The organism is Micromonospora endolithica (genome assembly GCF_003626595.1).
GTDB lineage: Bacteria > Actinomycetota > Actinomycetes > Mycobacteriales > Micromonosporaceae > Micromonospora > Micromonospora endolithica.
Window position 1 is genome coordinate 327200 of sequence record NZ_RBAK01000005.1, and the last position, 12268, is coordinate 339467.

The window sequence follows — 12268 nt, forward strand, 5'->3', positions numbered from 1 at the left end:
CGGATCCGTCCGGAGGGGGCCTCCTGCGGGTCGGGTCAGACCGCGAAGTCGCCCGGGTGCGCGGTGGCCGGGGCCGGCGGGCGGGCCTTCCACACGCCGGTCTTCTGGGCGGCGAGCCGGGCCAGGTAGGCCGGGTTGAGGACCACGTAACGCTTCCACAGCCGCTTCGGCTCCAGGCCGAGCCGCCAGAACCACTCCAGGCCCGCGCGCTGCATCCACGCCGGGGGCCGGCGGAGCAGGCCGGCGTGGTAGTCGAACGCCGCCCCGACGGCCATCAGCGGCATGTCCAGCAGGGGTCGCATGGCGTACGCGAAGACCTCCTGGCGGGGGCAGCCGAGCCCGACCAGGACGAGCCGGGCCCCGCTGGACCGGATCCGGTCGGCGATCTCGCGGTCCTCGCCCGGCTGCACCGCGCGGAACTTGGACGCCTCCACGCCGGCGATCTTGAGCGCCGGGAACATCCGCTCCAGCTGGGGGATCAGCCGCCCGAGGGTCTCCTCGGTCGAGCCGTACAGGTAGACCGGCAGCCCCGCGTCGGCGAACCGGGCCAGCACCCGCAGGGTGAGTTCCGGGCCGTACACCCGGTCGGTCAGGCCGGCGCCGTGCAGCAGGTTGAGCGCCCAGCGCACCGGCTGCCCGTCGGGGGTGACCACGTCGAAGGAGTTCAGCCGGGCGTTGTGCGCCGGGTCCAGCACGCCGGTCATCACGCCGTGCACGGCGAGCGCGGTCAGGGCCAGCGGGCGACGCTCGTGGGCCGCCGACACCACCTGCTCGGTGGCGTCGGCGTAGTCGGTGGCGTCGACCAGGACGCCCAGAACGTTGCGCTTGGTGACCCGGTTCACGGCTTCGGTACCCACTTGTCGACGTTGGCCTCGTGGATCTCACGCATGATCATTGGTACGTCGTACACCTGCTTCCAGTCCGGATAGTCGGCCTGGAACGCCTCGTTGGAACCGATCCACCACTTGTGGTCGCCGATCCGGTTGGCCTCGACGTACTCGGTGATCATCTCCTGGCCGGTGATCTGCTCGGCCAGGGCGAACGCCTCCCGGTTGGAGGTGTTGGAGTGCCGGCCGCCGCCCAGGTTGTAGACCGCCGCGGAGCGCGGCTGGCGGAAGAACGCCTCGAACGCGGACACCACGTCCGAGCTGTGGATCGCGTCCCGCACCTGCTTGCCCTGGTAGCCGAAGATCTTGTAGGTCCGGCGTTCCATGTTGGCCCGCATCACGTAGCCGAGGAAGCCGTGCAACTCGGTGGCGGAGTGGGCCGGGCCGGTGAGCGTGCCGCCCCGGAAGCAGGCGGTCCGGATGCCGAAGTAGCGGCCGTACTCCTGCACCATCACGTCGGCGGCCACCTTCGAGGCCCCGAACACCGAGTGCAGGCACGCGTCGATCGACATGTCCTCCCGGATGCCCTGCTCGTACGGGTGGCCGGGCTCGATCTCCCACCGGGTGTCCAGCTCCCGCAGCGGCAGGCTGTTCGGCCGGTCGCCGTAGACCTTGTTGGTCGAACAGTGGATGACCGGCGCCTCGGGACAGTGTTGCCGCACGTTCTGGAGCACGTTGAGGGTGCCGCCGGCGTTCACGTCGAAGTCGGTGAACGGGTCCCGCACGGCCCAGTCGTGGGACGGCTGCGCGGCAGTGTGGATCACCACGGCGATGTCCGAGCCGTATCGCCCGAAGAGCTTCGCCAGCGCGTCCCGGTCCCGGATGTCGATGCTGTGGTGCGCGTACGCGGCGCCCAGCTCGTCGCTCAACCTCCGGACGTTCCAGGCGGTGGACGCCTCCGGGCCGAAGAACTCCTGCCGCATGTCGTTGTCGATGCCGACGACGTCGAGACCGAGGCCGGCGAAGTGCCGGACCGCCTCGGAGCCGATCAGACCGCCCGACCCGGTCACGAATGCGACACTCACACGCCACTCCTGGTCCGTCGGAGGCAGAAACCATCGGAGCATAGCGTGACGAACGGCACGGCCCCGATACGGAGCGAGGGCCCCGCTGATGCGGAGCCCTCGTCAACTGGTGGGGATGGGGGGAGTTGAACCCCCACGTCCTTTCGGACACACGGACCTGAACCGTGCGCGTCTGCCATTCCGCCACATCCCCGTGGCTCGACCTCGAACACTGTAGTCCGGGTCGGTCCCGCCGTCTCCAGCAGGCCCGGCCATTCTACGCGGCTTCGGGTCGTTGCCGCGAACGGTTACCGTTCGTGGCGGACGAAAGATTAGCACGGGTTTTCCCGGCCGCTGCGGAGGGCTGTCAGCCCCGGAGCCGAGCGGCGTGTGAGCTGCGCGCGCGCCGGCCGGATACCATCATGTCCTCGGGACCCGAGGAGGAGCCGGTGAGCGTGCTGCAACGCTTCGAGAAGCGTCTGGAAGGCCTGGTCGAGGGGGCCTTTGCCAAGGTCTTCAAAGGGGTGGTCCACCCCGTGGAGATCCTCAACGCCATGCAGCGGGAGGCCGAGGCGCACAAGGCGATCCTGGCCGGTGGGCGCACGTTGGTGCCCAACCGCTACGTGATCGATCTCTCGCCGTACGACCACAGTCGGCTGGCGCCGTACGCCGCCGCGCTGGCCCAGGAACTGGCCCAGTCGCAGGCGGAGTTCATCGGCGAGCAGGCGTGGACGGTCTACGGCGACGTGATCGTGGAGATCGAACGCGGCGAGGGACTGGACACGGGCATGTTCCGGGTCACCGCCGAGGTCTACACCGGCGGCGAGGTGGCCCCGGCGCCCGGCTACGACGCCGGCCCGCCCGCCTACCCGGCATACGACCAGGGTGGTGGCTACGGCCCGCCGCCGGGGCACGGTGGCGGTCGCAACGTCCGGCTGGTGTCCGGGGACGGGCGCACCTACCCGCTCCAGATGGGCTCGACCGTCATCGGCCGTGGTGACCAGGCCAACCTGCGCCTGCCCGACGTCGGCATCTCCCGCCGGCACGCCCGGCTGGACTTCGACGGCGGCCAGGTCGTGCTGACCGACCTCGGCTCCACCAACGGCACGATGGTCAACGGCCAGCGGGTGTCGGCTGTCGCTCTCAACCCGGGTGACATGGTGCAGCTCGGCACCACCACGTTGACCTTCCGCGTGGACGGCTGATCCGCCTTGCCGGAACTCGTCGTCACCGTTGCCCGTTTCGGGTTTCTCATCCTGCTGTGGATCTTCGTGTTCACGGTGGTCGGCGTGATCCGGCGGGATCTCTTCGCGGGCGCCCGGTCGGGCCGGCTGGTGGCCGCCCCCCGGGCGGTGGGAGCCTCGCTCGGGCAACCGGCGAAGCAGGCCAGGGTGAAACGGGGCAGGGCGGCGCACCAACTGGTGGTCACCGCCGGTCAACTGGCCGGCACCCGGATCACCCTCGGTGAAGCGCAGATCACCATCGGTCGGGCCGAGGACTCCACGCTCGTCATCACCGACGACTACGCCTCGGCGCGACACGCCCGGCTCGTGCCGCGCGAAGGGCAGTGGTTCGTCGAGGACCTCGGTTCGACTAACGGCACGTACCTCGATCGCGCTAAGGTCACCGGACCAACCCCCGTCCCCCTCGGCGTGCCGATCCGGATCGGCCGCACTTCTCTCGAATTACGGCCATGACTCTGACCCTGCGCTACGCGGCCCACAGCGACCGCGGTCTGATCCGAGACGGCAATCAGGATTCCGTCTACGCCGGACCGCGGCTACTCGCCGTTGCCGACGGCATGGGCGGCATGGCCGCCGGTGACGTCGCCAGCAACATCGTCATCGGTGCCATGGCGCCGCTCGACGAGGACGTCCCGGGGGACGCCCTCGTCGATGCGCTGCGTTCGGCCGTGAGCGCCGCCACCCAGCAGCTCCGCGAGACGGTGGACGCCAACCCGCAGCTGGAGGGGATGGGCACCACGCTGACCGCGATCCTCTTCTCCGGCAGCAAGGTCGGCATGGTCCACATCGGTGACTCGCGGGCCTACCTCCTGCGCAACGGAGAGTTCGCGCAGATCACCAAGGACGACACGTACGTCCAGATGCTCGTCGACGAGGGCCGGATCAGCGCCGAGGAGGCGAGCAGCCATCCGCAGCGGTCGCTGCTCACCCGCGCCCTCGACGGCCGGGACATCGACGCCGAGTACTCCGTACGCCAGGTGCTCCGTGGCGACCGCTACCTGATCTGCAGCGACGGTCTCTCCGGGGTGGTCAGCGCGGAGACCATCGGCGAGACGATGCGGGAGTACGCCGACCCGCAGCAGTGCGTCGAGCGGCTGGTGCAGCTCGCCCTGCGAGGCGGTGGCCCGGACAACATCACGGTGATCATCGCGGACGCCACCGACCACGACATCGTCGAGGCGACCCCGATCGTCGGCGGCGCCGCCGCCCGGGACCGCGGAAACGCGACCTCCGCCGACGTCTCCACGCCGGCGGCCCGCGCGTCCGCGCTCTCCGCGCCGCGCCCGGCCGCCCCCGAGGAGCCCACCGCCAACGCCGACGACGAGCCCGATACGCGCCGGCACCGCCCGGTGCGGGCCGCCGCGATGACGTTGGCGGTCCTGGTCCTCCTCGGCGGCGCGGTCTTCGGCGGCTGGACCTACACCCAGCGCCAGTACTACGTCGGCGCGACCGAGGACGGTCACGTCGCCGTGTTCAAGGGCATCCAGGGCCAGATCGCCGGAGTGGACCTCTCCACCCCCCACTCGGAGAGCCCGGCGGAACTGGAGGACCTGACCCTGGCCGCCCAGGAGCAGGTCAAGCAGGGCATCCCGGCGAAGAACGAGCCGGACGCCGCGCGTCGACTGGCCGAGCTGATCAGCGAGGACCCGACCAACCCGAACCTCAAGCCGTTCTGCCCGCCGAGCCCGACGCCGAGCGCGGTCGCGGTGACCACGCCGGCGCCGCCCACCCCGGTGGCACCGTCCGGCCGACCGGTCTCCCCGTCTCCGGGTGCCCGGGCCACCGGCGCACCCACCGGCACGCCGGCCGCACCGGCGACCAGCCCCGACGCCCTGCCCACCGACACCGTCGCCCCGTCGTTCGACCCGGCGGCCTGCCGGTCGCCCGAGTGAGCGCCGGCTCGAATCCTCAGGACGATCCGTGACCGCAGCGGCAACCCCGGCATCCTCGCCCGCCAACGCGGGGGAGCGACCCGGCGTACGCCTGGCCCGGTCCCGGCGCAACGCCGAGCTGTCGCTGCTGCTGCTGGCGATGGTGCTGGTGGCCGCGTACGGGGCGATGGTCGAGGCGAACGTCCTCGAGACGGTGACCCCGGACTTCTGGATCCCGGCCGCCACGCTCACCGCGGTCTTCCTCGGCCTGCACGTGGTGATCCGGTTCCTGGCCCCGTTCGCCGACCCGGCGCTGCTGCCGGCGGTCGCCCTGCTCAACGGTCTGGGCGTCGGCTTCCTGCGCCGGTTCGACCTGGCCCGGGCCACCCCGGCCGAGCGCGCCGAACTGGCCACCTTCGCCGGCACCGGCGGCCGGCAGCTGGCCTGGACGCTGATCTCGGTGCTCCTCGCCGCCGCGCTGCTCGTCGTGGTCCGGGACCACCGTTCGATCTCCCGGTACGCCTACACCCTCGGGCTGGGCGGCATCGTGCTGGTCATGCTCCCGGCGGTGCTGCCGGCGAGCATGTCGGAGGTCAACGGCGCGAAGATCTGGGTCCGGGTCGGCAACTTCGGCATCCAGCCGGGTGAGTTCGCCAAGCTGGCCCTGCTCGCCTTCTTCGCCTACTACCTGGTCCGCAAGCGCGAGGTGCTCTCGCTGGCCAGCCGGCGGTTCCTCGGCATCGACTTCCCGCGCGGCCGGGACCTCGGCCCGGTCCTGGTGGTCTGGCTGATCAGCCTCCTGGTCCTCGTCTTCGAGAAGGACCTGGGCACCTCGCTGCTCTACTTCGGCATGTTCGTGGTGACGCTCTACATCGCCACCGAGCGGGTCAGCTGGCTGCTCATCGGTCTGGTGCTGTTCTTCGGCGGCGTCTACGTGGCGTACGTCCTGGGTGAGGCCGTGGGCGGGCCGTTCGCCAACTTCTACCTGAGGGCGCAGATCTGGATGGATCCGTTCGCGGATCCTTACAACGACGGTTACCAACTGGTGCAGGGGCTGCTGGCGCTCGGCACCGGCGGCCTGTTCGGGGCCGGGCCCGGCGGCGGGCAGCCGGGCAAGCTGCCGCTGGTGGAGAACGACTTCATCTTCGCCGGTCTCGGTGAGGAACTCGGCCTGTTCGGCCTCTCCGCCCTGCTGGTGATCTACCTGCTCATCGTGGAGCGCGGGTTGCGCGCCGCGCTGGCGGTGCGGGACTCGTTCGGCAAGCTCCTCGCCGGTGGCCTGGCGTTCACCCTCGGCCTCCAGGTCTTCGTGATCGTCGGCGGGATCAGCAAGCTGATCCCGCTCACCGGCCAGACCACCCCGTTCCTCTCCGCCGGTGGCTCCTCGCTGATGGCGAACTGGCTGCTCATCGCGATCCTCCTGCGGGTCTCCGACGGGGCGCGCCGACCGGTGGTCGGCGGCGGCACGGCGGCCCGCCCCTCCGGCGGCCCGCCGGAACAGCTGCACGGTGCCCCCACGGAGGTGATCAAGCCGTGAACGCACCGCTGCGCCGGGTCGGCGTCGTCGTGATGGTCCTCTTCGGGTTGCTCTTCGCGAACCTGAACTTCATCCAGGCTTACAAGGCCGACGAGTACCGCACCAGCGACTACAACGGCCGTGTCCAGGTCGCCAAGTACGACCGCCCCCGGGGCAACATCGAGGCCGGCGGCACGGTCCTGGCCGGTTCGAAGGAAACCAGCGGCGAGCTGAAGTACCAGCGGACCTATCCGGGCGGCGCCAAGTACGCCCACGTGCTCGGCTACGAGGCGGTCAACCTCGCCGACACCGGCATCGAGAAGGCCGAGGACGAGTTCCTCGCCGGCACCAGCGACGAACTCATCGCCAGCCGGGTGAAGGACATGTTCACCGGCGACCGGACCGCCGGCGGCAACGTCCTGCTCACCATCTCCAAGCAGGCGCAGGACGTCGCTTACGACCAGTTGCGCAACAACCGCAACGACGTGGCGAAGGGCGCGGCGATCGCCATCGACCCGCGTACCGGCGCGGTGCAGGCGCTGGTCTCCATACCCAGCTTCGACCCGAACCCGCTGGCCAGCCACGACAGCGACGAGGCCACCGCCGCGTTCAACGCGCTGGAGCAGAACCCCGCCGGCCCGCTGAAGAACCGGGCGCTCGGCGAGGTGCTGCCCCCCGGTTCCACTTTCAAGATCGTGACGGCCGCCGCCGCCCTGGAGAACGGCGTCGGCCAGGACACCCAGATCCCGGCCGGCCGGGAGTGGACGCCGCCGACGTCGGGGCAGCCGATCCGCAACGCCGCCGATTCGATCTGCCCGGAGCGGCAGGTGACCCTGATGAACGCGGTCACCGAGTCGTGCAACACCGGCTTCGCGCAGCTCGGCGTCCGGCTCGGCGCCGACAAGGTCAAGGAGAAGGCCCGTCAGTTCGGCTTTGAGGACTCCGACCTCACCGTCGGCCAGCTCAACGAGGGCGGGCACCCGGTGGCGGCCAGCCGGACCGGCGACATGCAGAACCCGGACGGCAGCACCGACCCGGCGGCGCTGGCGCAGTCCTCGATCGGCCAGAACAACGTGCGGATGACGCCGTTGCAGGGCGCGCTGATCGCCGCCTCGGTCGCCAACGGCGGCAGCCAGATGCGTCCGTACCTGGTCCGCCAGCTTCTCGGCCCGGACCGCACCACCGACTACTACACCGCCCGGCCGCGCGAACTGCGCCGCCCGGTCAGCGGCCAGGTCGCCGGCGACCTGCGCGAGATGATGGTCAGCGTGGTCGAGAACGGCACCGGCCGGAACGCCCGGATCAGCGGCTACACCGTCGGCGGCAAGACCGGCACCGCCCAGTCCGCGCCGACCCGGCCCGACCACGGCTGGTTCATCGGCTTCGCACTGGACAAGGACGGCAACGCGGTCTCCGCGGTCTGCGTGGTGCTGGAGGAGGCCGGCAGCGGCGGCAGCGCCGAGGCGGCCCGGATCGGCGGCCAGATCATGCGGGCCGCCATCAACTCACCCGGGGGCCGCTGACATGCTCAGCCCGGGGGTGCAGCTCGGCAACCGCTACCGTCTGGACGAGCGGATCGCCAGCGGTGGCATGGGCGACGTCTGGCGCGGCACCGACCAGGTGCTGGGCCGTACGGTCGCGGTGAAGAGCCTGCTCCCCGCGCTGCTCGACGATCCCGACTTCGCCGAGCGGTTCCGCGGTGAGGCCCGGACGATGGCGACCATCAACCATCCCGGCGTGGTCGACATCTACGACTTCGGCAGCGACCAGCAGATCGCCTTCCTGGTCATGGAGTACGTCGAGGGCGACGCCCTGTCGGCCACCCTCGGCCGGGTCGGCCGGCTCACCCCGGCCCGCACGATGGCGCTGGTCGCGCAGGCCGCCGACGCCCTGCACGCCGCACACGTGAAGGGCATCGTGCACCGGGACGTGAAGCCGGGCAACCTGCTCGTCCGGCCGAACGGCACCCTGGTGCTCACCGACTTCGGCATCGCCCGGTCCGACCTGGTGGCACAGCTGACCGCCGCCGGCTCGGTGCTCGGTACCGCCTCCTACATCTCCCCGGAGCAGGCCACCGGCCAGGTCGCCACCGCCGCCTCGGACGTCTACGCGCTCGGCGTGGTCGCCTACCAGTGCCTCGCCGGCCGGCGCCCCTTCGAGGGCGACAACGCGTTGGAGATCGCGATGCGGCACGTCCGGGAGACTCCCCGGCCGCTGCCCCAGGACATCCCGCCGCAGGTCCGCGCGGTGGTCGAACGCGCCCTGGCCAAGGACCCGGCGGCCCGGTGGCCGAGCGCCGCCGCGCTGGCCGGGGTGGCCCGGCAGCTCAAGGCGCAGCTCTCGCAGCAGGCCCGCTCCGCCGGCAACGCCGGTCCGGTCTCGCCGGCACCGGCCTCCCCGGCCGCGCCGCCCGGGCGCGCCCAGGTCCCGCCTCCGTCGGCACCGCGATCGCCGGTGGCGCACCGACCGCAGGGGATGGCCCCGCAGCCGCCCCGTCCGCCGGTCGCGGCCCCCCGTCCCACCACGGTGGCACCGGCCGCGCAGCGCCCGCCGGTCGGCCAGCCGGCCTGGCCGCGTGGCGCCGCCCCGGTGCCCCCGGCCCCCGTCCGTCAGGACCGGCAGGCCGGGTACGCCCGCCCGCCGGTCAGTCCCTCCCCACCGCCGCAGCCCTCCCGGTCCCGTCCCGGAATGGTGTTCCTCGCCCTCATCCTGGCCGTACTGGTACTCGTCTGCTCCGGCGTGATTTCCTACAAACTGCGGGAGAACGCGGCGTCCGGTGAACCCGGTGCGTTCGGCCCGCGCACGGTGCAGTCCGGCACGCTGCGGCCCGCCGGGCACGACGATCCGGCCGGAACGTCGTACCGTCGACAGGAACGCCCCCGGCCCGGAAGCGACGAGACGACGAGCGAAGGACGAGAGACGCGATGACAGCGCAGGCCCGCCTGCTCGGTGGCAGGTACCAGGTCGGCGAGCTCCTCGGCTACGGCGGCATGGCCGAGGTGCACCGCGGTCGCGATCTCCGGCTCGGTCGGGATGTCGCGATCAAGATGCTCCGGACGGACCTCGCCCGGGACGCCACCTTCCAGATGCGGTTCCGCCGTGAGGCACAGAACGCCGCCTCGCTGAACCACCCGGCGATCGTCGCCGTCTACGACACCGGTGAGGAGACCGCGCCCACCGGCGAGACGCTGCCCTTCATCGTCATGGAGTTCGTGAACGGCCGCACCCTCAAGGAGGTGCTCGGCGCCGAGGGGCGGCTCCAGCCGCGCCGGGCCCTGGAGATCTGCGCCGACATGTGCGCGGCTCTGGAGTTCAGCCACCGGCACGGCATCATCCACCGGGACATCAAGCCCGGAAACGTGATGCTCACCCAGACCGGCCAGGTCAAGGTGATGGACTTCGGCATCGCGCGGGCCCTGGCCAGCGGTGCCACCACGATGACGCAGACCAGCGCGGTGATCGGCACGGCACAGTACCTGTCGCCCGAGCAGGCGCGCGGCGAGGCCGTGGACGCCCGCTCCGACGTGTACGCCGCCGGCTGCGTGCTGTTCGAGCTGATCTGCGGGCACCCGCCCTTCGTCGGCGACAGCCCGGTCAGCGTCGCCTACCAGCACGTGCGGGAGGCCCCGCCGACCCCGAGCGACATCAACCCGGACGTCAACCCGGCGGTCGACGCGATCGTGCTCAAGGCGCTGTCGAAGAACCCGCTCAACCGCTACCAGAGCGCCGGCGAGATGCGGGCCGACCTGCTCCGCGCGGCCGCCGGCCGGCCGGTGCTGGCCACTCCGGTCATGCGGGAGGACGAGGCGACCCAGCTGACCCCGGGCGGCGCGGCGGTGGGCTATCCGGCCGCTGCCGGAGGGCCGCAGACCCGCCAGATCCCGGCTCGGGTCGGTGACCCGCGCCGCCGCAAGGCGTCCTCGTGGCTGATCGCCACCTTCGCCGCGGTCGGCGTACTGGCGGTGATCGCCCTGGTCGGCGCCCTCCTCTACGGCAACCGCGACCAGGAGATCGTGGTACCCAACCTGGTCGGGGCCACTCAGCAACAGGCGCTGGAGCGGCTCGCCACGGCGGGTCTGACCGGCCAGCCGGTGTCGGTCACCGAGAGCGGCTGCGAGCAGGGCACCGTGCTGCGCCAGGAGCCCGGGGCCAACGCTCGGATCGAGTCCACCCAGCAGGTGACTCTCGAGATCTGCGGCGGTGTGCCGACGGCCACGGTGCCGACCGGCCTCAAAGGGGGCACGGTCGAAAGTGCCCAGGCTCGGCTCAAGGAAGCGAAGCTCGTGCCGGTGATCAAGGAGGTCGACAACGAGGCCCAGGCCGGCATCGTCGTCGGCGTCGACCCCGCCGAGGGCAAGGAACTACCCGAGGGCGGGAAGGTGACGCTCTCGGTCTCCAAGGGCACCGTCATCGAGGTACCGAACGTCGAGGGTTTCAGCCAGGCCGAGGCCACCCGGACGCTGGAACGTGCCGGTTTCAAGGTCGACGTCGACAAGGGACAAGAGGTGGCGCCGGAGGACGCGGGCAAGGTCGAGGACCAGAGTCCCAACGGAGGCGAGAAGAAGGTCAAGAACAGCACGGTGAAGATCGTCGTGACGCAGCCCGAGGAGGTCGAACCGACCCCGCCCACGCCGAGCGTCACCCCGAGCGTCACCCCGACGGCCACTCCCACCCCCGGCGACGACGACGGTGGCGGCGGTGGCGGCAGCCTCCCACCGTTGCCCACCCAGCCCACCCCACCGGTCCGACTCCCCAGCGAGTAGCGCCCCCACCCCGGCTCCGGTAAGGGTCGGGGCGGGGGTGGTCAGGTGGTGGCGAAGGCGGCGCGGCGGCGGGCGTCCACCTCGGCGGCCAGTTCCGGGGCGCGCTCCAGGGCCTCCCGGTAGCCGCACACCGCCAGCCAGTTGGCCAGCATCAGGTGACCGCCCTCGGTGAGCACGGACTCCGGGTGGAACTGGACGCCCTCGATCGGCAGCGTCCGGTGGCGCATCGCCATCACGATCCCGGAGCCGGTCCAGCCGGTCACCTCCAGCTCGTCCGGCAGCGTCTCCGGCAGCACGGCGAGCGAGTGGTAGCGGGTCGCGGTGAACGGGTCGGGCAGCCCGGCGAGCACCCCGGTGTGCTGGTGCCGTACCTCGGAGGTCTTGCCGTGCAGCAGCTCGGGGGCCCGGGTGACGGTCGCGCCGTACGCCTCACCGATCGCCTGGTGGCCGAGGCAGACGCCGAAGATGGGCACCTCCCCGGCGTACCGCCGGATGACGTCGAGGCAGATGCCGGCCCGGTCGGGGCTGCCCGGCCCGGGCGAGAGCAGGATGCCGGCCGCGCCGGCCCGGCCCACGTCCGCGACGTCGATCTCGTCGTTGCGGCGGACCTCGCAGTCCACACCGAGCTGCCCCAGGTACTGCACGAGGTTGAACACGAACGAGTCGTAGTTGTCGATCACCAGGACGCGCACGGTGTCACCTGTCCGAGGGGGGCGGGGAATTGTTCTGGTCGGTGTCGTACGGCAGGTCGTGCTCGTCGCCGGCCGGCGCGTCGCCGCCGCCGGGGACGGTGTCCCCTCCCGGGTCCCCGGGGACGCCGGACTCCTGGGTGACCTGCACGTCGTCGAAGGGCAGCAGGGGTTCCGCCCACGGAAAGACCACATACCAGAGCAGGGCCACCGTCGCGGTGGTCAACAGCAGACTGCCGATCAGCTTGCCGGGCAGCCCGAACGGAAGTTTGCGCCAGATCCAGGAGTACATGT

Annotated in this window: 11 protein-coding genes and 1 tRNA gene; 7 read left to right on the forward strand and 5 right to left on the reverse strand. The window is 71.6% G+C overall.

Annotation, left to right across the window (positions count from 1 at the left end):
• Positions 1 to 35: 35 nt before the first annotated feature.
• The 3 genes from D7223_RS15965 to D7223_RS15975 all read right to left on the reverse strand — a co-directional run bounded on the left by D7223_RS15965 (position 36) and on the right by D7223_RS15975 (position 2105).
• Entirely contained in the window at positions 36 to 842 is an 807-nt protein-coding gene (locus D7223_RS15965; RefSeq protein ID WP_120729282.1) for a WecB/TagA/CpsF family glycosyltransferase, read from the reverse strand.
• Entirely contained in the window at positions 839 to 1954 is a 1116-nt protein-coding gene (locus tag D7223_RS15970; protein WP_186832302.1) for an NAD-dependent epimerase/dehydratase family protein, read from the reverse strand. Before D7223_RS15970 ends, D7223_RS15965 begins: the two co-directional genes overlap by 4 nt.
• A 65-nt stretch (positions 1955 to 2019) precedes the next feature.
• Positions 2020 to 2105, reverse strand: a tRNA-Leu gene (locus D7223_RS15975).
• Positions 2106 to 2313: 208 nt separating this feature from the next.
• Between D7223_RS15975 and D7223_RS15980 the strand changes: the two genes are divergently transcribed.
• From D7223_RS15980 to pknB, 7 genes are read left to right on the forward strand one after another with little or no spacing between them, the layout of a single operon-like run.
• Positions 2314 to 3096, forward strand: coding sequence for an FhaA domain-containing protein (locus D7223_RS15980; protein ID WP_120729181.1), 783 nt, complete (start codon positions 2314 to 2316; stop codon positions 3094 to 3096).
• Positions 3097 to 3102: 6 nt separating this feature from the next.
• A complete protein-coding gene (locus tag D7223_RS15985) occupies positions 3103 to 3588 on the forward strand; it encodes an FHA domain-containing protein FhaB/FipA (RefSeq protein ID WP_120729182.1) in 486 nt (161 codons plus the stop codon).
• Positions 3585 to 5027 carry a PP2C family protein-serine/threonine phosphatase gene (locus D7223_RS15990; protein WP_120729183.1) on the forward strand — a complete coding sequence of 481 codons (1443 nt, stop codon included), beginning with the start codon at positions 3585 to 3587 and terminating at the stop codon, positions 5025 to 5027. Before D7223_RS15985 ends, D7223_RS15990 begins: the two co-directional genes overlap by 4 nt.
• A 28-nt stretch (positions 5028 to 5055) precedes the next feature.
• On the forward strand, positions 5056 to 6543 hold the full coding sequence (locus D7223_RS15995) for an FtsW/RodA/SpoVE family cell cycle protein (RefSeq protein ID WP_120729184.1): 1488 nt from the start codon (positions 5056 to 5058) through the stop codon (positions 6541 to 6543).
• Positions 6540 to 8045, forward strand: coding sequence for a peptidoglycan D,D-transpeptidase FtsI family protein (locus D7223_RS16000; protein WP_120729185.1), 1506 nt, complete (start codon positions 6540 to 6542; stop codon positions 8043 to 8045). The genes D7223_RS15995 and D7223_RS16000 overlap by 4 nt, the downstream gene beginning before the upstream one ends.
• A gap of 1 nt (position 8046) precedes the next feature.
• Positions 8047 to 9450 (forward strand): serine/threonine-protein kinase, encoded by a 1404-nt coding sequence (locus tag D7223_RS16005; RefSeq protein WP_120729186.1) that lies wholly within the window; start codon positions 8047 to 8049, stop codon positions 9448 to 9450.
• On the forward strand, positions 9447 to 11285 hold the full coding sequence (gene pknB / locus D7223_RS16010) for a Stk1 family PASTA domain-containing Ser/Thr kinase (RefSeq protein WP_120729187.1): 1839 nt from the start codon (positions 9447 to 9449) through the stop codon (positions 11283 to 11285). The genes D7223_RS16005 and pknB overlap by 4 nt, the downstream gene beginning before the upstream one ends.
• A gap of 41 nt (positions 11286 to 11326) precedes the next feature.
• Here the strand turns inward: pknB and D7223_RS16015 are convergent, their stop codons facing one another.
• Both D7223_RS16015 and D7223_RS16020 read right to left on the reverse strand, forming a co-directional pair.
• Positions 11327 to 11977: an aminodeoxychorismate/anthranilate synthase component II gene (locus D7223_RS16015; RefSeq protein ID WP_120729188.1), complete on the reverse strand. Its 651-nt coding sequence runs from the start codon at positions 11975 to 11977 to the stop codon at positions 11327 to 11329.
• Positions 11978 to 11981: 4 nt separating this feature from the next.
• Positions 11982 to 12266: a hypothetical protein gene (locus D7223_RS16020; protein WP_120729189.1), complete on the reverse strand. Its 285-nt coding sequence runs from the start codon at positions 12264 to 12266 to the stop codon at positions 11982 to 11984.
• Positions 12267 to 12268: the final 2 nt, after the last annotated feature.

Excerpts from the sequence above, each read along its gene's own strand:
- D7223_RS15970 (WP_186832302.1), bottom strand. The coding sequence starts at position 1,954 with ATGCTCCGATGGTTTCTGCCTCCGACGGACCAGGAGTGGCGTGTGAGT.
- D7223_RS15980 (WP_120729181.1), top strand. The coding sequence starts at position 2,314 with ATGTCCTCGGGACCCGAGGAGGAGCCGGTGAGCGTGCTGCAACGCTTC.
- D7223_RS15990 (WP_120729183.1), top strand. The coding sequence starts at position 3,585 with ATGACTCTGACCCTGCGCTACGCGGCCCACAGCGACCGCGGTCTGATC.
- D7223_RS16005 (WP_120729186.1), top strand. The coding sequence starts at position 8,047 with ATGCTCAGCCCGGGGGTGCAGCTCGGCAACCGCTACCGTCTGGACGAG.
- pknB (WP_120729187.1), top strand. The coding sequence starts at position 9,447 with ATGACAGCGCAGGCCCGCCTGCTCGGTGGCAGGTACCAGGTCGGCGAG.
- D7223_RS16020 (WP_120729189.1), bottom strand. The coding sequence starts at position 12,266 with ATGTACTCCTGGATCTGGCGCAAACTTCCGTTCGGGCTGCCCGGCAAG.